This is a genomic window from Barnesiella sp. WM24 (assembly GCF_004570975.1).
Taxonomy (GTDB): Bacteria; Bacteroidota; Bacteroidia; order Bacteroidales; family Muribaculaceae; genus Muribaculum.
The window spans coordinates 299,696-318,285 of sequence record NZ_SPPC01000001.1 but is presented as its reverse complement, the minus strand read 5'-3'; the positions used below and the strand labels follow the sequence as shown (position 1 = coordinate 318,285).

Annotated in this window: 14 protein-coding genes; 2 read left to right on the top strand and 12 right to left on the bottom strand. The window is 48.4% G+C overall.

Annotated features, from left to right (window positions below; translation table 11 throughout):
- Nucleotides 1–20 precede the first annotated feature (20 nt).
- The 9 genes from E4T81_RS01405 to E4T81_RS01365 form a co-directional block, all read right to left on the bottom strand.
- Nucleotides 21–3,389 carry an efflux RND transporter permease subunit gene (locus tag E4T81_RS01405; RefSeq protein WP_135040764.1) on the bottom strand — a complete coding sequence of 1,123 codons (3,369 nt, stop codon included), beginning with the start codon at nucleotides 3,387–3,389 and terminating at the stop codon, nucleotides 21–23.
- Between the two features lie 54 nt (nucleotides 3,390–3,443).
- A complete protein-coding gene (locus E4T81_RS01400) occupies nucleotides 3,444–4,619 on the bottom strand; it encodes an efflux RND transporter periplasmic adaptor subunit (RefSeq protein ID WP_245206973.1) in 1,176 nt (391 codons plus the stop codon).
- Between the two features lie 150 nt (nucleotides 4,620–4,769).
- Entirely contained in the window at nucleotides 4,770–5,348 is a 579-nt protein-coding gene (locus tag E4T81_RS01395) for a Crp/Fnr family transcriptional regulator (RefSeq protein WP_135040762.1), read from the bottom strand.
- Between the two features lie 5 nt (nucleotides 5,349–5,353).
- Complete coding sequence (gene recQ / locus E4T81_RS01390; protein ID WP_135040862.1) at nucleotides 5,354–7,159, bottom strand: DNA helicase RecQ; 1,806 nt, start codon at nucleotides 7,157–7,159, stop codon at nucleotides 5,354–5,356.
- A gap of 7 nt (nucleotides 7,160–7,166) precedes the next feature.
- Complete coding sequence (locus E4T81_RS01385) at nucleotides 7,167–8,549, bottom strand: undecaprenyl-phosphate glucose phosphotransferase (protein ID WP_135040761.1); 1,383 nt, start codon at nucleotides 8,547–8,549, stop codon at nucleotides 7,167–7,169.
- Nucleotides 8,550–8,652: 103 nt separating this feature from the next.
- Nucleotides 8,653–10,494 carry a DUF349 domain-containing protein gene (locus tag E4T81_RS01380; protein WP_135040760.1) on the bottom strand — a complete coding sequence of 614 codons (1,842 nt, stop codon included), beginning with the start codon at nucleotides 10,492–10,494 and terminating at the stop codon, nucleotides 8,653–8,655.
- A 126-nt stretch (nucleotides 10,495–10,620) separates the two neighbouring features.
- The gene (locus E4T81_RS01375) at nucleotides 10,621–11,853 is read right to left on the bottom strand and encodes a pitrilysin family protein (RefSeq protein ID WP_135040759.1); all 1,233 of its coding nucleotides are present in this window, start codon (nucleotides 11,851–11,853) and stop codon (nucleotides 10,621–10,623) included.
- A complete protein-coding gene (locus tag E4T81_RS01370) occupies nucleotides 11,850–12,728 on the bottom strand; it encodes a peptidylprolyl isomerase (RefSeq protein ID WP_371683024.1) in 879 nt (292 codons plus the stop codon). The genes E4T81_RS01375 and E4T81_RS01370 overlap by 4 nt, the downstream gene beginning before the upstream one ends.
- 14 nt (nucleotides 12,729–12,742) lie before the next feature.
- The gene (locus tag E4T81_RS01365; protein ID WP_135040758.1) at nucleotides 12,743–13,114 is read right to left on the bottom strand and encodes a hypothetical protein; all 372 of its coding nucleotides are present in this window, start codon (nucleotides 13,112–13,114) and stop codon (nucleotides 12,743–12,745) included.
- An 81-nt stretch (nucleotides 13,115–13,195) separates the two neighbouring features.
- Here E4T81_RS01365 and E4T81_RS01360 point away from each other — a divergent pair, with 81 nt between their 5' ends.
- Nucleotides 13,196–13,834, top strand: a complete 639-nt coding sequence (locus E4T81_RS01360) for an AAA family ATPase (RefSeq protein ID WP_135040757.1) — start codon at nucleotides 13,196–13,198, stop codon at nucleotides 13,832–13,834.
- 11 nt (nucleotides 13,835–13,845) lie between these two features.
- On the opposite strand, the gene E4T81_RS01355 is transcribed toward E4T81_RS01360, so the two are convergent.
- The 3 genes from E4T81_RS01355 to E4T81_RS01345 form a co-directional block, all read right to left on the bottom strand.
- The gene (locus tag E4T81_RS01355) at nucleotides 13,846–14,418 is read right to left on the bottom strand and encodes a DUF308 domain-containing protein (protein WP_135040756.1); all 573 of its coding nucleotides are present in this window, start codon (nucleotides 14,416–14,418) and stop codon (nucleotides 13,846–13,848) included.
- Between the two features lie 82 nt (nucleotides 14,419–14,500).
- Nucleotides 14,501–15,118, bottom strand: coding sequence for a hypothetical protein (locus E4T81_RS01350; RefSeq protein ID WP_135040755.1), 618 nt, complete (start codon nucleotides 15,116–15,118; stop codon nucleotides 14,501–14,503).
- 118 nt (nucleotides 15,119–15,236) lie between these two features.
- The gene (locus E4T81_RS01345; protein ID WP_135040754.1) at nucleotides 15,237–17,249 is read right to left on the bottom strand and encodes a hypothetical protein; all 2,013 of its coding nucleotides are present in this window, start codon (nucleotides 17,247–17,249) and stop codon (nucleotides 15,237–15,239) included.
- A 398-nt stretch (nucleotides 17,250–17,647) separates the two neighbouring features.
- On the opposite strand from E4T81_RS01345, the gene E4T81_RS01340 reads away from it, so the two are divergent.
- Complete coding sequence (locus E4T81_RS01340) at nucleotides 17,648–18,577, top strand: SMI1/KNR4 family protein (RefSeq protein ID WP_245206972.1); 930 nt, start codon at nucleotides 17,648–17,650, stop codon at nucleotides 18,575–18,577.
- Nucleotides 18,578–18,590: the final 13 nt, after the last annotated feature.

Sequence of the window (18,590 nt, the reverse complement as noted above, 5' to 3'; positions counted from 1 at the left end):
ATTTGAATATTCGATTATGATTAGCGGGAGTATTGTTCAATCTCTGACTGGAGTCCACTGTTGTCGGTGTCTTCCCATTTGAGCGGTGAGATTTTCTCCTGGATATACTGGAAGGCGACAAAAAGAGCCGGCACGATGAGTACCTGGAGAATCATACCGATAAGCATACCGCCGATGGCTCCCGTTCCGAGCGCACGGTTACCGTTGGCGCCTACTCCGTGGGCAAACATCATAGGCAGAAGACCGATGACAAGTGCGAGAGAGGTCATGAGAATCGGTCGCAGACGTGCCGACGCACCTTGTATCGCAGCGTTGACCACCGACATGCCTGTGCGGCGGCGCTCAAGCGCAAACTCTACGATAAGGATGGCATTTTTTGCAAGTAGACCGATAAGCATGATCAGCGCAATCTGTAGGTAAACGCTGTTGGCGATTCCGTCGATGGTCGCAAACACGAATGAACCCATAAGACCGAACGGAATAGAGAGAATAACCGCCCAGGGGATGATGTAGCTCTCATACTGTGCCGAAAGAAGGAGGTAGACAAACAATAGACACAGACCGAATATCATCGCTGTCGCGTTGCCTGAGGTGCTTGCCTCCTCGCGGGTCATACCTGAATATTCATAACCGTAACCCTGCGGGAGTGTCTGGGCTGCAACGCGCTCGATGGCGGCAAGACAGTCGCCGGAGGTGTAGCCCGGCGCGGGCTGTCCGGTCACGGAGATTGATGCAAACATGTTGAATCGGTTGAGCAAGTCAGGACCGTAGACCTTCTTGAGGGTGACAAAGTTGGACAGTGACGCCATCTCTGCTCCGTTTCTGATCTTTATGCTTGCGAGTGTCTCGGGTGATACACGTGATTCAGGCGACGCCTGCATCATTACACGGTAAATCTTACCGAAACGGTTGAAGTTGGAGACATACATACCACCATAATAACCCTGAAGAGTTGACAATATGGTCGACGGGCTGATGCCTGCCTGCTTAGCCTTTGCCGCATCAATGTCGACCATATATTGCGGGAATGAAGGGTTGAATGTAGAGTATGCCATCTGTACTTCCGGCTGCTGCATCAGCGCGCCCAGGAAGTTCTGTACGATGCCGAAGAAGTCATCAATCGAGCCGCCGGTCTTATCCTGCATCTTCAGGTCGAAACCGTTGGTGAGCGAGTAACCGCTGATCATAGGGGGCGCAAACGCGACAATACGTCCGTCCTTTATCGAGGATGTCACGCCATATATCTGGGCGAGTATCGCGTCACTGCTCTGGCTTTCATCGCGGTCGGCCCAGTCATTCAGCTTGATGATGAATGTACCGTAAGTGTTACCCTGACCGGCAAGGAAGCTGTAGCCCATGATTTTCTGGGTGTACTTCACTCCGGGAATCGAGAGTATCGCCTGGTCCATTTTGTCGAGCACTGCGTTAGTGCGTTCCTGTGATGTGCCGGGAGGCATGTCAAGCATTACAAATAGTGTACCGGTGTCCTCATTGGGCACGAGGGTGGTGGGAGTCACCGACATGAGCCATACAAGCACTGCTACTGAGGCGGCTACGATACCGAATGATGTAATCTTATGGTTGATGAAAAATTTGGTAAGCTTGTTATAGAACTTTAGAAGAGAGTCATAGCTCTTTTCAAAACCGGCTTTAAAGCGGTCGCTGAAAATACCCATTACGGTTATTATCGCGCAGATAGAAGCGACAACAAGTTTCCAGATTACCTCAAGCTGATACCATCCAAGCACCATGAAGGTGATTGTGGCGGCAAGGAAAGCAAATGTCACAAGGGGGTGGAGGTTGAGTTTCCATGCTGAAGAGTAGCGCTTCTTCATGGTCTTTGCAGCCTCGGAATATGCTTCGCCCATGCGCTCCTTCAATGATGAATCGCTGTCGTGGGCTTTCAGGAACACGGCGCAGAGTGCCGGTGAAAGGGTAAGCGCGTTAAGCGCTGAAAGACCGATGGCTATAGCCATTGTAAGACCAAACTGCTGGTAGAATACACCTGATGTGCCGGGCATGAATGACACGGGGATAAACACGAGCATCATGACAAGGGTAATCGAGATGATGGCTCCGCCTATCTCGTTCATGGCGTCGATTGATGCCTTGCGCGCACTCTTGTAGCCTACGTCAAGCTTGGCATGGACCGCTTCGACGACCACAATCGCGTCATCGACCACAATCGCGATTGCAAGCACAAGTGCAGAAAGGGTGATGAGGTTGATAGAGAAGCCGATGAGCTTCATGATGAAGAATGTGCCGACGAGCGCAACCGGGATGGCGATAGCCGGGATGATGGTCGAGCGGAAGTCCTGAAGGAAGATGTAGGTAACGAAGAACACAAGGATGAATGCCTCGATGAGGGTCTTGATTACCTCGTGGATTGACGCCTCAAGGAAGTCATTGTTGTTCATCGGGATTGCAAATTTCAATCCGTTGGGAAGGTCTTTGGAGAGAAGGTCAATCTCCTTTTCGCAATCCTTGATAATCTGGGTAGCGTTAGAGCCTGCCGTCTGGAATATCATCGCCGAGGTGGCGGGATAGCTGTTAAGACCGTTGTTGAATCCGTATGTCACCTTGCCGAGTTCGATGTCGGCTACATCTTTAAGGTAGAGAATCTGTCCGTTGGAATTGGCGCTTACAACGATGTTGCCAAATTCTTCCGGAGTGCTGAGACGTCCTTTGTATTTGATTGTGTATTGGAACGACTGGTCGCCCTGGTCACCGAACGAACCGGGAGCCGCCTCGACATTCTGCTCGCGTAGCGCAGCCGAGATGTCGGAAGGCATGAGGTTGTACTGAGCCATTACATCGGGCTTCAGCCACACTCGCATCGAGTAGTCGGCACCGAATGACATCACATCACCTACACCGTTGACACGCTGCAGCTGAGGAATGACGTTGATTTTCATATAGTTGTCGATGAATGTCTCGTCATATTCGCCATTGTCGCAATATAGAGAGACACCCATGAGCATTGAGGTCTGGCGTTTCTGGGTCTGCACGCCGACCTGCGTTACTTCTGCGGGAAGAAGGTTGGACGCCTTTGCGACACGGTTCTGTACATCGACAGCAGCCATGTCGGCGTTGAAGCCTTGCTTGAAGTAGACGGTAATGTCGGCTGAGCCGGTGTTGGTTGCGGTAGACTCCATGTAGGTCATGCCTTCCGCACCGTTGATTGACTCTTCAAGGGGAGCAATCACTGAGTTAAGCACCGCCTGGGCGTTGGCACCCGTGTAAGTCGTTGACACACGTATGGTAGGTGGCGCAAGGTCGGGATACTGGGTGATAGGAAGGGACGTAAGTCCGATTATACCCAGCAATACAATGAAGATTGATATAACCGTCGATAGCACCGGGCGGTTTATAAAAGTATCTAATTTCATGTTTGAATGGTAGTTATGATAACTTTTTGATGAAATTGCTTACAGCTGTCATCGTTATTGCTGTGAAGCTTCCTGGGGTTGTGTCTGCTTTGCTGCGGCTGCATCGACCGGCACGATGGTGATTCCGTCGCGCACCTTTGTTCCGATGCCCTCGACTGCAATGCGCTGTCCGGGCTGAAGTCCTGAAGTGACGATGAAGTTTTTGCCGTCATTGATTTCTGACACCTGGATAGGGGTTGCTACTACCTTGTTGCTGTCATTTACAACATAGGCGAAACGAACGTTCTGAAGCTCGTTGGTGGCTGCCTGAGGAATCATGATGACCTGCTCGAAGTTGTTGGGAATCAACACCTGACCGGTTGAACCGCTGCGTAACATTCCGCTCTTGTTGTCAAAGAGGGCGCGTACTGTCGCCGAACCGGTCGAGTTGTCAATCACGCCCGACACTGTGGCTACTTTGCCCTTTGTCGGATAAAGCTCGCCATTAGCAAGACGGAGTGTCACTTCAGGCATCTGGCTGATGCTTGCATTCAATGACTTTGCCCCGTTTTCAGTAAGGTCAAGGATGTCTTTCTCGTTCAGGGAGAAGTAGGCGTAAACTTCGGAGTTGTCGCTTACGGTTGTGAGCGGCTGGGCCGAAGAGGGAGAAGCAAGAGAGCCTTCCCTGTTGGGTATAGTGCCTACCACACCGTCACTGGGGGAGGTCACTGAGGTATAGGCAAGATTCTTGCGGGCGTTCACCAGGTTGGCTTGAGCCTGGGCAAGCTGTGCCTTAGCCTGGGCGAGGGCGTTGTCGGCCATCTGCCATTCATATTCGCTGATTATATTCTTGTCAAATAGTGTGCGCTTGTTGTCAGCTGTAAGCTGGGCTGTCTGTACACCGGTCTCGGCTACTTTTACAGAAGCGAGCGCCTGGTCTACGGCTGCCTGAAATTGAACTTGGTCAAGAGTGAACAATACTTGTCCTTTTTTTACCTGCTGACCTTCGTCAACATGAACTTTGGTGATGAATCCTGTCACTTGCGGACGGATGTCAATGTCAGTGCGTCCTTTAATGGTCGCGGGATAGGTGCTTTCGAGATTGGAATTCCCATAATCGACAGTTAGAGTTGCGATTTCAGGCGCCGGTGCCTGAGCTTGCTGCTGTTGCTGACCACCGCATGCGGTCACACACAGCACAGTTGCGGTTGCGAGAGCCATTCCGGCTGTCTTTGCTGCGTTAAATTTCATACTTTTCATTATTTATGACTTATCTTTTTCCCTATTGAATTGTATACTTTAATAAAAATTAGTGCAAAGTTAGACACAGATAATCGGAAAGTATATGATATATATCATAAATTTCCTATGATTTAAGTATTATTAAACCATTTTAAAGATTTAATACTTTCCTGACCTTATGCGATAAAGCGTTTCTCTTGTGACTCCGAGAAAGGAAGCGACCTGCGTGACTGTCGCATATTCGAGCAGGCGCGGGTAGCGCCTCATTGCCCAGTCATATCTTTCGCGCGCGTCCATGCACTGGAGGGTGTAAATGCGTTCCTCAAGATAGGAATTATAGGCAACAAGACTTGAATTAAGAAACATTGACGCCTCTAACATGTTGGAGTCAGCCTCTTTCTTCATCTTGTAGCTTAATGAGCGTATGGGGATGCAGATTACCTCGGAGTCTTCCATAAACTTTATGGATAGCGGGATGTCAATCGAGTTGAGCACGAGGTGGGTCATCAGGTACTCGTCGTCGAAGGCAAATGACATGGTGTGTTCCTTGCCGTCTTTTGTGTAATAGGCGCGTGCCGCCCCTTTCTTTATATAATATGTGTTTTGCTGTACATTTTTGTTGCCGTCGATCGCCGAGCCTTTCGGCATGCGTTTTTCCTTGATTTCAGCACTGAGCTTTTCAAGCAATTCAGGCGAGAGGTTAAACAGTTTGCGCAGTAATTCGACAGGATGTGGCATGGCTTTTACTTGAATTTGCTTATGTGGGCGGTGAACTGTGCCCAGTATTTTACACATTTTCGCTCTCCTACGCCTTCTACCTGCATGAACTCGTTCATAGTCACGGGGCGGCGGCGCACCATGTCCATGAGAGTCTTGTCGGTAAACACGAGATAGGGCGGGATGCCTTCTTTGGCGGCAAGCTCTTTGCGAAGCGACTTGAGCTCGCTGAAAAGCTGCTCGGCGGGATTGACCGGAGCTGTGTTTTTGGCGCCGCGCGATTTCTTTGCCGTGGCCTCTTTCTGTCGGCGGGCAAGCATTACCGTGACTTCTCCTCTAAGGATTTTTTGTCCGTAGGGAGTGATTTTAAGGTGGTTGGAGTCATTGTAGGCGATGTCGACGGCGCCGAGCTGTATTAGCTGGGAGATATATTCATTCCACTCGACAAACGGAATCATCCTGCCTACTCCGTAGGTCTTAATCTTGTCATATCCGAGATTTATAAGCTCGGTGCGGGCCGAACCGCGCAGGATGTCGATGAGCATCTGTATGCCGGTTTTCTCTCCTGTGCGTATTATTGCACTGAGTGCCATCTGGGCGGGGATAGTGCCGTCAAATCGTTCGGGAGGCGACAGACACACATCGCAGTTTTTGCAGTCGTGGTCAAGGACCTCGTTAAAATAGCTCAGCAGCACGCGCCTTCTGCACACGGGACTCTCGCAATATTCCATCATGCGCTTGAGCTTTTCCTGGTTTATTTCCCGTTGTCCCGACTCGTTTATGAAGCTTTGGAGGGTTGCGACATCTGCGTAAGAATAAAACAGGGTTGTCTCAGCTTTCATGCCGTCACGTCCGGCACGTCCGATTTCCTGATAGTAGCTTTCGAGGTTGCGGGGCATGTTGGAGTGGACGACCCATCGTATATTGCTTTTGTCAATACCCATGCCGAATGCCACGGTGGCGCATACGGCCTGTACCTCCCCGTTGATAAACATCTCCTGGGCGCGGTCACGCTCCGAGGCTGAAAGTCCGGCGTGGTACACGGTGCTTTTATAGCCTTTAAGCGTAAGCTCCGCGTTAATAGCCTCGGCGCCCTTGCGGCTAAGGGTGTAGACGATTCCTGAGTCGTCGGGATACCGGTCGATCAGGCGTGATATGTAGGCGACTTTCTTGCTTTTGGGTGGAGCGGGGATTACACGCAGCGACAGATTGGGGCGGTCAAACGACGAGATGTAGACAAACGGGTCGCAGAGCGACAGCTGCTTTGCTATGTCATCGCGTGTAAGCTTGTCGGCGGTCGCGGTAAGCGCCATTACCGGGACATTTCCCATGCGTTTCTTTATAAGCCCGAGTGCGGAATATTCCGGACGGAAATCGTGCCCCCACTGAGAGATGCAGTGTGCCTCGTCAATGGCAAAAAGGTCGACCCAGCCACGGAAATCCACATGCTCCATTTCCACCATCAGACGCTCGGGCGACATGTAGAGCAGTTTTATCTTTCCGCGCATGGCTTCGCGAAGCACATTCCGGTTGTCTATTTCGGAGTTTCCGCTGTTTATCGCCGCAGCCGGAATGCCGTTGGCATTCAGTCCGCTTACCTGGTCTTTCATCAGGGAGATGAGCGGGGATATCACTATCGTGCATCCTTCACCAAGCATTGCCGGAATCTGATAGCATATTGACTTGCCGCCGCCTGTCGGCATAAGTACAAGCGTGTCTCGTCCCGACATTATTGACTTGATGATGTCAAGTTGTCCGGGACGGAAGTCGCGGTAACCGTAGAAACGGTTGAGCAGAGCGCGTGCCTGTTTGGTTATGTCGTTTTGGGGCATGCCGTTGTCAGAAAGCGTTGTCATCACCGCGGAATACGTCAATGACAGTAAGTATTATTATCTTTATGTCGAGGAAAAAATTCCAGTTTTCGATATACCACACATCGTGTTCGACACGCTTCTCCATCTGCCACAGTTCTTCGGTCTGACCTCTGAAGCCATTTATCTGGGCCCATCCGGTTATGCCCGGCTTGATGAGATGTCGTAACATGTATTTGTCAATCAGCTTACTGTAGTCGGCGGTGTGCTTGAGCATGTGAGGACGCGGACCCACGACCGACATGTCGCCGAGCCACACATTTATGAATTGAGGCAGCTCGTCAAGGCTCGTGCGTCGCAGAAAATTGCCTACACGGGTGACGCGCGGGTCTTCTCTCACAGCCTGTTGCGTGTCGCTTGCCTCGTTTAGCCGCATGGTGCGGAATTTGTAACAGTTGAAGTCCTTGCCGAGGTAGCCTGTGCGTTTCTGCTTGAAGAGTATCGGTCCGGGCGAACTGAGCTTTATGGCTATGGCAATCGGGATAAACAGTATCGGTGACAGTATAAGAAACGTTGATGAAAAGATTACATCAAAGGCTCTCTTCATGTAACGGTTGGAGATGCGTTTCAGCGGATTTTCCCTGATGTTAAGTATGGGCACTTTCCCTATGTTGGAAAGCTCGCTGACACGGCTGACATACTGATTGAGCTGCGGGACATAGTAGAACTGCGCGACATGATTGTCGGCATATCCTACACATCGGCGTAAGGTCTCGTGGTCTTCTCCTGAAAGCGTGTAGTAGACTTCATTGACCGGTTCAAGATTCATGAAGCGTTCAAGGTCGTCGATAGTGCCGCGATATCCGTCGACAGCATCAGGTCTTGCTGGCTTGCTGTCAAAAAATCCGAGAAAGCGGTAGCCGTAGCCGGGGTCGGCAAGCATGGCGTCACGGAGTCTTATGGCACTTTCCCCGGTGCCGATAATTACGGCGTTTGCCGAGTTTATGCCGTTGCGGCGGAAATATTTCAGTGACAGGCGCGTCATTGTCCATCCGAGCGGAAGCAGAATGACCAGAATGCCGTAAAACCATAGATAAAACGACATGTTATCGACCCATGAGTCGAGAAATGTCAGTATGGAAAAGAAGAACAGTGCGTGTATGCCGACTGCCGCGATTGCATTTTTTGCGATTATGTCAAGATGCAAGGCTCTTCCCTGGGGATAGCGTGCCCGATAGTAGACTACCGGTAGATAGCATACATTCACGATAAGGAGAGTCACCTTCCATCTGAAACCGAGCACTTCCTTGTCGGAGAGTGTGGCAATCAGAAACGCAAGGTTCACCACCGCAAAGCCAAGCAGGCTTTCGATGATGTGTAGATATTTGCCATATTTTCCTTTCCTAAACACTTTGCCGTATATCGTAATTACATGATTGGTCTTTTCTTAATTAAAAGAGCGCACTCCTGTCCATCGCGGAGGCGCTCTTTTATGCTATGTCGTTGACCGACAGTTATAGCTTGCTGTCAATCATCTTGATTTTTTCTTCAAGAGTCGCGATGTCGTCTTTTATGCGCTGCATCTTTCGCTCCATGTCTTTCAGAAGCGAGTTTCCGCTTTTAGACTTAACGCTGAAAAAGCCCAGATTATTTTCGTAAGTCTTCAATTCGTTGCGTTTTTGCTCAAATACGCGCACAAGGCGTTCGCGTTCGCGATACAATTTATTCTCGTCGCCGGAGATTTCATTGATGGTGTCGGCGAAGTTTGCCATTGCCGCCTTTGACTCTTTCATGTCAAAACGATTGTACAGGTCATTGACAGCCGCGCGGTATGCGTCATATACCTTGTCTTTGTCTTTAAACGGGACATGACCTATCTGCTGCCATTTTGCCATTAGCTCCTTTACGGTCTTTATCGCCTCGTCGCGGGATGTCTCGTCGGAGATGGCTTTAAGCTCGTTTATAATCTCTTGTTTCTGACGGAGGTTGGACTGTTCTGCCTTGCGAGCGCCGGAAGTGGCTTTTTTCCTGCGGTCAAAGAAATAGTCACACGCTGTCTGGAAACGTTGCCACACAGCGTCACTGTGTTTTTTCTCAACGGGGCCGATGGTCTTCCACTCTTTTTGTAGCTCTACAAGCTTGTCGGCTGTCTTTTTCCAGTCAGTGCTTTCTTTAAGTTCTTCAGCACGCTCGCAGAGTGATGTCTTCTTTTCAAGGTTGGCGGCGTGGGTGTCGCGCATAGTCTTGAAGTATTCCGCCTTTTTGGCGAAGAATGTGTCACATGTCTCGCGGAAACGGGCGAAAAGCGAATTGTTGACTTTTTTTGATGCGAAACCGAGTTTCTTCCAGTCTTCCTGGGCGGCAAGTATCTCCTTGGTCAGCTGATCCCATGCAGCGTAGCTCTTGACGTTGTCAAAGTCAAGAGCTTCCACGCGCTCGCAGATAGCCGTCTTCTTTTCTTCATTTTCGCGTTCGCGAGCCTTGCGCTCTTCAAAGAATGTCTGGTAACGCTTGTTGACTGTCGCCGAGGCGTCTTTGAACTTGTTCCAGATTTCTTCGCGTATCTCTTTGGCCACGGGGCCTATCTCGCGCCACTTGTCGTGTAATTCCTGAAGGCGGCGGAAAGCTGTGATTACATCCTCTTCGGCTGCGAGCTTTTCGGCCTCTGCAATAAGCAGTTGCTTTTGCTCCAGATTTTTCTTGAAGTCATAGTCGCGCAGGTCCTTGTTGATTTTCAACTGGTCGTAGAAGCGCTCTACTGCGGCGGAATAATTCCTGTAAAGGTCGGTCGTGTCGGTCGGGGGCACTTCTCCTACTGTCTTGAACTCCTGGGTCAATTCGCGGAAACGGGGGAAAAGCTTGTTGACATTGTCAGTGTCTTCCGCCATTTTTCCGAGTTCGTCTATTATGGCGAGCTTTTTGTCAAGGTTGGCCTTGCGTTCAGCTTCGACAGCCGCTACATAGAGAGCCTTTTTCTCCTTTATGGTTTCGGTGAGCTGATGGAAACGCTCTTCCAGCGGGTCGGGAGCGGGGGTAAACGCTGCTTCGTCATTACCATTGTCGACAAACGCCTGCTTTTCTGCCGCGAGCTCGCTTTTTCGGATTGCGTGGAAATGCTGACGTAGTGATGACACTTCCTCACGAGAAATGTCGGCACCGTCTTTTTCGCTGATAGCTTCCAGCGTCGCGATTATGTCGTCCTTAGTCATGGCTCGGCAATGGTCGGGAGTCGCTTCACCGGCTGTCTCAACTTCTACATTCTCTTCAATTGTTTCAGGAGCCATCATGGCTTCTTCGTTCAAGGTTAAATCCGCGGCGGCGTTTTCTGCCGGCTGGGATTGTTCACGCAATTCCATAGTCGTATTGTATTGTTTTATAACTTTCTTGCGGCAATGGAAGCTGCCGCCGTAATATTATCAGGTTTCAAATATAGGTATAATTTTGAAAATTGATGACATTTATGGTGAAAAAAATTAAAAATGTCAATTTACAGGGGTGTATAAGAGGGTGGACGAGTTCTCCGGAACAAGGATGGTTGCAGCCGTGTCATGTATTATTTCAGGTGTCACGGTGCGCTGTCTCGGCACGATGTTGTTGATGTCTTGTCCGCGCATTTCGCCCTGGGCTATTACCGAGGCGAGGTTTACATAGTTCATGCAGCCAAATGTATGGTTGGACTCAAACCGGTTTAACGCCCGCTGTAGCTCGTAGTCGGCAGGCGGTTCTGAAATCAGGGATAGAGCCTCACGGGTCAGGGCTTCTTCTGCTTTCTCGGGGTCGGTCCCTTCGCGGAGGTGGGCGCTCAGCAGCATTAGTCCGGGGTCTTCCGTGCCGGTGATTGACGCGTCGACGCGTGTGAACATGTCGGTCCCCATAAGCAGGTTTCTGTAAAATCTCGATGACTGTCCCGCCGACAACAGGTCGGTTATCACGTCACATGCCGGATATGACACATCGGCGTATCCGGGCATGTGGTATGCCTTGTAGATTACCGTCTGCGGCACTCTTCCTGTCATTGTGTCGCGTCGCGGACTTTGCTGGAGAGGCTCCCGGGCATATGTGTGAGGGGGGATGTCGCGTGACGGGATGCCGCCAAACCATTTTTCTGCGAGGCGGCATGTCTCTTCAAATGTAATGTTGCCGGTTACGGCGAGCACCGCGTTGTTTGGGGCATAGTGGCGATAGAAAAATGCTTTTACGTCATCAATGGTGACCTGCTCTATGTGAGACAGCTCTTTGCCGATGACGGGAAAGCGGTAGGGGTGGACTTTGTAGGCAAGCGCGTACAGGTGGTGAAACAGGTCGCCGTAAGGCTGGTTGAGGCATACCTGCTTGAACTCCTCACACACGACATGGCGTTGCACCTCCAGTGAACGCTCGCTGAATGCCAGTTCGTTCATGCGGTCGCTTTCAAGCCAGAATGCGGTCTCTACGTTGTGGGCTGGCACGATGTCGTAGAAGTTGGTGAAGTCGCAGTTGGTCCAGGCGTTGTTGGTGCCTCCGGCTTCTTCAAGAGCCTTGTCAAATTCAGGGATATTCCGTGACCCTCCAAACATCAGGTGCTCGAAGAGGTGGGCCATTCCTGTCGATTCCGGATTCTCGTCACGGCTGCCTACATTATATAATATGTTTAGTGCCACCATTGCAGTGGCACTATCCTGATTATGCACTATGCGCAACCCGTTGGGAAGCGTGAAGCGGTTTATCTCGATCATTTCTCGATTGTGATGTTTAATATCTTTACGTCGTCTTTAGGACGGTCGCCGGGCAAAGTGGTGACCTTTTCGATTCTTTCCACAACGTCAAGTCCGTCAAGCACTTCGCCAAACACAGTGTACTGGTTGTCAAGATGCGGAGTGCCGCCGACAGTGGTATAGGCTTTTTTCTGCTCGTCGGTAAATTTTACCGGATTTTTTGAGGCTTCTGTCTCGGTGAGAGCTATAAGCTCTTCCTGAAGTTTCTGTATGCCGGCGTGGTCGTTGTTGCGGCGGAGCTGCATTATGGTGTCGCGCCTTTCCGAGGCGAGACGGTTGAAGATTTCCTGCTGTTTCATCATCTGCATCTGCTTCTCCATCTGCATGAGCTGTTGCTCGGAATAAGCCTTTCCGGTTACGATGTAGAACTGTGATCCTGATGATTTGCGCTCCGGGTTGACATTGTCGCCTTGGCGTGCGGCTGCAAGAGCGCCACGCTTGTGGAAATGTTCAGGATATACAATCTCCGCCTCGATGTTGTAGCCTGGGCCGCCGGTGCCGAGACGCTTCACGGCCGGAGCTCCTTTTGACTCGGGGTCGCCCGCCTGTATCATGAACTCATTGATGACGCGGTGAAATAGTGTACCGTCATAAAATCCGTCATTGACAAGCTTTATGAAGTTGTCGCGGTGTTTCGGGGTGTCGCCGTAAAGGAGCACCTTTATGTCGCCCATGGTTGTGGAGATGTTGACAATGATGTCATTTTTGTCAGTCTGAGTCATGTTTTCCGTTGTGTTTAGGTTGTTAGTTTCTATTGATGATTGGCGCGTCTGTGAACATGACGTGCTCCAGAGGCTTAACGCAGCCAACAGTCCGATAGTTCGTAGTCTTAACATAATTATTACAGGGTTCACATTCCGGTAGGATACAGGCGCTTGTATATGCGTCGGAAATTGTCGTCGGAGGCGCTTAAAGCCGCCACGTTGTCGGCATAGTCGTCGCCCCAGAGCGACAGGAGGTCACCGATATATCTGTGTTCGCGGTCTTTTTCTATTGCAGCTGCGATGAGCCTTGATATGGCGCCGGCATATTTGCCGCTGTCTATGGCGTGAAGATAGCGGGCTGCGCTGACTGTGAACTGACCGGACAGGTCAACGGTTATCATATTGTCGACAAGGTCGTCAATGACAGGGTCGATTGAATCAATATGATTGGCGATATACTCGTAGGTTAAAAGCCCGTCGGGGTCTTTGCCAAGTTCCTTTTTAATATCCTCGTTCATGATACTAATTGTAAAGTTATTGCGCAAAGATAATAAATTTCGGTAAAAACACTTATATTTGTATGACTTAAACCCGATATTATGGATAAAAAGAATTATGTAATCACGATAGGTCGCCAGTTTGGAAGCGGCGGCAGGGAGATTGGGAAGCTTGTAGCAGAGAAGCTCGGCATAGCTTATTATGACAAGGAGCTACTTTGTGAGGCTGCAAAAAATGCAGGTGTAAGCCCTGAGTTTTTTGAGAAGTCTGACGAGAAGATGCCGAGATTTTTCAGCGGGCTGTTTTCTTTTACGATGGGGTATAATCCTTATACATTATATGCCGGATCCTCGTCAATCAGTGATGACACTCTTTACCGTGCGCAGAGCGATTTTATCCATTCGGTGGCTGAAAAACATTCATGTGTCATAGTAGGGCGCAGCGCCGACTATGTGCTGCGTGACCATCCGCGATGTGCCAACATATTTATACATGCGCCGATTGAGGAGTGTGTGAAGCGCATCATGCGCCGAGGCGACAAGACCACGCCCGAGCAGGCAAGGTCGCTTGCCGAAAAGACCAATAAGTTGCGAGCAGGTTATTATAACTTCTACTCCGACAAGACTTGGGGCGATGCAAAGACCTATCACATGACAATAGACTCGTCGTCGCTTCCTGCCGAGGAAGTCGCCGGGATGATATGTGACTACGTCACCCGTCGCTTCAATCTCGACAGGTGACGTAGACGGGCTTAGCCCTCGATTTTTTCTGTGTCTTTTATCTCTTCCTTGACCGGTCGTGCCGAGTTGTAGGCGGCGAGGTAGATAAACAGTCCGTTTGCCGCGGCGGCAACCATCGCTATGCCTGCCATAAGGGTGAACGCCGACTCTATCTCGCGCAGGGGAGAGCATATCATGACTATGCCGGTGATGAAGATGAGCGCCGGAAGCACATAAAGCCACAGCGGCATCGAATAGGGCTTATAGTCTACCGCGAGCACCCATATCTGGCAGAAACCGACAATGAGAAGCACTGCGGCGAGTACGTAGACAAACACTCCCGCAAACGGTTCCGGCCATATGATCATGATTACTCCGATGATAAGCGAGCCGATTGAAGAGATCATCGACGAGGCGTTGACGCCCTTGTTGCGGCTGCTGCGGCTTATGCCGGTGATGACTCCGATAAGTCCGGGCAATGCAAACATAGCGCCTACAAACATTATCAGCCACGCAAGGATATTGACCCGGGTGTGAAAACAAATTAACACGATTCCTGCGACTAATACGAACAGGTAGCTCCAAAAACTGTTTTTTCCGCTCATGACATTATGTTTTTAACTGTGAATTGTATAATGTTAACACTCTTCCGCTTGAAATGTTGCCATGAGGTTAAATGTAGCCTGATTATTCGATAGAGAGAGTCGAGCGAGAAGAAAAAGGTGTTCCTGTATCGGTGATGCCCTCTATCACGATGTCATAAGTGGTTGACTGTGCATCGGTAGTGTAAAATTCAATTTCCGATTTGCCGTCATTCCCGATTTCAATCTTCGGATTCCAGTATATTGCGGCTCTGAGATCGCTTCCATCGATGTGGCTGTCAGGTGTATATCGTGGGGAGTAGAATTCTGCCGGTTTTTGATATCCCGGGACATGGGCTTCGCGGATACCGTTGTCCCATGTGTCGTGTAGCTTCCCGGCATCTTTTTTTGTTTGAATCATCAAGGCGCCGTTAGCGGCTTTGAAACCTAAAGCGACAGCCTCGCCGGGGATAAGAAATGTTATCTTCTTGATGGTACTGTAGGGACATATATCTTCGATTGCCCTTAATTGATTGTCGTTCGACCCCAAAACTCCTAATCCGTCACCCATAACCCAGTGAGTGGATTTATTTCCCTTCCGGAAAATTTTTTTGCCCTTTGTCGGTGGTTTTCCCTCGAATAGCGGGAGAGGTCCTGTAGACACATGACCTAAATCTATATATATGTCGTCAACATAGACGGCTACCGTTTTTCCGCGAAACATTATAGAACCGTCATTCCTTACTTGTATGCCGTGGATTTTGCGGAGCGCTTCTTCTATGGTCGAAATATATGTGTAGTCCTTGTCTTCAGTATCATATTGCCGTGACTCGGTTATGAGGTCATACCATGTGGTTCCTGACTCGGGCTTTTTTTTGACCGGTCACAACCACTTCTGATAACAATATGCTACTGAGCTCAGGATTGCTTTCAATGCGCATTTTCTCTATGGGGGAAACTTTGTTGCAAATTTCGTAAGAAAAATCTTGCCTATATTGCAAGTGAGGATAGTCTGACGGGTCTACAATTATATTTCGCTCTGTTTTGCCGTCATGGTTTATGGCTTGAATTAGAAAACGGGAATTTTCGGGCAGCTCAAATCCGTCAAAAATAAACCGTCCATCATTATCTGTCTCCGTCATTGCGACATAGCCGGTATTTGGTGACATGAGGCTCACAGTCGCGTCAGAGACAGCTTTGTTTTTCCAAAGGCTGTGAACATATCCCGTTATAGCCATGTCTGTCTCGATTTGTGTTTTTGGCTTGGAATAGTGCCCTTTGATTGTCTCCGGGATGTCGTATCGTTTCCACCCTTGGGTCAGCAATAGATCATCAAGCGCTTCTACCGCCTCTACAGTGCTTGAAAAATAATATCCGACATCTTCAATATGTCCCTTCAGGTCACTTTGCAGTAATGTGTGATATACTATGTTGGCATTTGAATCATGTAATGTTGAATTACGGTCCGTTACGCTGACGGCATAGTTTCCTTTGGGTGGTCTTATGCTGTCAAATATGCCGCAGATTTTTACATGTTCACGGTTTTTGTAGGATATACGGTTGGGGACAATTTCCGGTTGATGATTATTGTGGTCTGCTATGAATATTAGGCGTTCGCTTAGTTTGTGCATGCTGTCATCAAAGAGGGTCAGCTGGATTATGCCCGGAGGACAAGAAGCGCGGGCAAACTTTATTGTGTCGATGTCGTCAAGCCGGGTGTAAGTAAGCGGTATTCCTCTCTGTTGCATTAAAAGAGACATGCCATTAGTGCGCTCTCCTGCGACCGTGATTTTCAGCGTGTCAGCAAAGCGGTTATGAACTTGAAGCACTGATGCCCGTTTTGTAGCAGGGGGAAGCTCCACCTTTTTTCCGCCGTTGTCGATAGCGTAATATTTCTTGTCTTTATCGAGGGTCAATACTAATGACCCCATGCCGGCGTGTTGCGATTTGTACTGTGCTACTTCTGTGCCTGATTCATCAACGATATTGCCTTCCGCATCGCGTGACATACCGTCAGCCGATATGCTTTTGAATGCTATGCGACATGGAACTCCGTCTATTATGTAGCCGCCCTCAGGGAAAAACGTAAGGTCATATTCTTCTGTTTCATGCATATTGTCGAGATGGATGAATTTTTGATAGTCGTCATATCTCACTTGAATCCATCCGTTTATAAGATCTTCCGGCTTGATTTTTATGTTGATTGCATCGGGGCTGCCTGATGATGAAAACTCCTTGCCTCCGTCGGAGCGTAAATTCATCTCGTTGTATTGGCGAGGTTTACCTGTCGTTTTGTCTAAATATGATAATGACAGACGCCTGTTTCGGCTATCCCAACGATGGACTATTTCATCTTTTATTGACCTGATGTTTAGTAAAGTTACTTTCTTCCGTGGAAAAAAGTCCGGTGATTGGCTCTGCATGAATCGGGTATATGCTATAAGGTCGTATTTGCCGTCTGATATATCTGCCGGAAGCTTTATGTAGCCCGAATATGTGCCATTGTTATTTCTTGCCATTATCCTTTGCTCTGTTATGCCCATAGGATTGATTAGCTCTACATAGACATATCTGCTCGCATTCACCTCTATATGGGTTGAAGCATCCATTATAAATGCCCTGAACCATATTGTGTCTCCTCCGAGATAGTTGTCACGGTCGGTCATCAGATATGCCTTTTCTTGAGGGAAGATTTCACGTTGATGATCAATACGTCTGAAAATGGTATCGGCGGTCACAGCTGAGGCTGTGACCGCTATTTGTGAAAACACGACAATTATAACCAGAGGCAATTGTTTGAGATATTTTAAGATTCGTTGTCCTGTTTTGTCGTTGAGAAGAGATGTTGTCATCATATAACTGTTACGTGGTTTTGCAAATATAAATTGTTTTGTTGTGTTATTGTGTTAAATTGCAAAATAGTGTCTTTGATTTGTGATAAATTAACAGAGGTGGGCGACCCTCTATCACGATGTCATAAGTGGTTGACTGTGCATCGGTAGTGTAAAATTCAATTTCCGATTTGCCGTCATCCCCGATTTCAATCTTCGTTGTGGAAGCCGGAATATTTGCTATGGTTGTAGATGTTTTGTAACTTTGCAAGGAACCACTGATAAACCTGCCGCGTACTTATTTAGGTGACAATTCCGTTACTTCGCGCTCCATGTGCCACAACTTATGCCAGAAGCAAAAATGGAGTATTTAAAGAATACTATTTTAAGCCATTAGAATAATAGCCAAACATTATCACAATATGATGAATAAACTTGAGAAATATTGTACAGAGGAAATTGAAGCTATTAAAGCTACTACATTCATGTTTCAATTACATGAATGTGCTTTCTTTGACAAGATAAAATTCAGGGAATTTCTGCTGTGTATAAAGAGTTTGACACATTATTATCTTGAAAATGGTAAAACTAAGTATTATGAAACTATATTATGTGGAATTGTCGATAGCTTTTCATACATAATGCAACTGTTTTATTGCCATTTAGATCCTGGCGACTTGTATCTAATTGAAAATTATCACGATATAAAGGGTGAAATTTCTTCCTATTTTGAAGACATGCGTTTAGCCATAAGAAATTTAATCGCAGTGACAAGCGATTCCAACGATCTTGACAAGCGGAACGCTAAAGGACATTATGAGCCACAAAAAGAAAATTTTAATAAGACACAAATATTTGAAGACTTTGATTTCACAAACTTTTGGAAAGACAGTCAATATGCAAGAAGCCAATATGTCGGCAATCCGCCTAATGATGAATTAATAGCCGGTGTCGAACGAGAATTAGGCTATAAACTGCCTGCTTCCTATATCGAGTTGATTAAACAACAGAATGGCGGGATTCCGGCTAAAACATGTTTGCCTGTAGGAAACAATCGCACAAAGGTAATTACCGGTATATTCGGTATAGACAGAAATAAACCGTACTCAGTATGTGGGGAGATTGGCAGCCGGTTTATGATTGACGAATGGGGCTATCCTGCTATTGGAGTTGCCATTTGTAGTTGCCCAAGTGCCGGGCATGATATGGTCTTTTTGGATTATCGAGAATGTGGTCCATTAGGGGAGCCTAAAGTTGTGCATGTAGATCAGGAATCAGATTTCAAAATAACTCTTTTAGCAGAAAATTTCGAGAGCTTTATACGGGGGCTTAAAAAAGATGGATTCATGTAAGGAACCCATATAG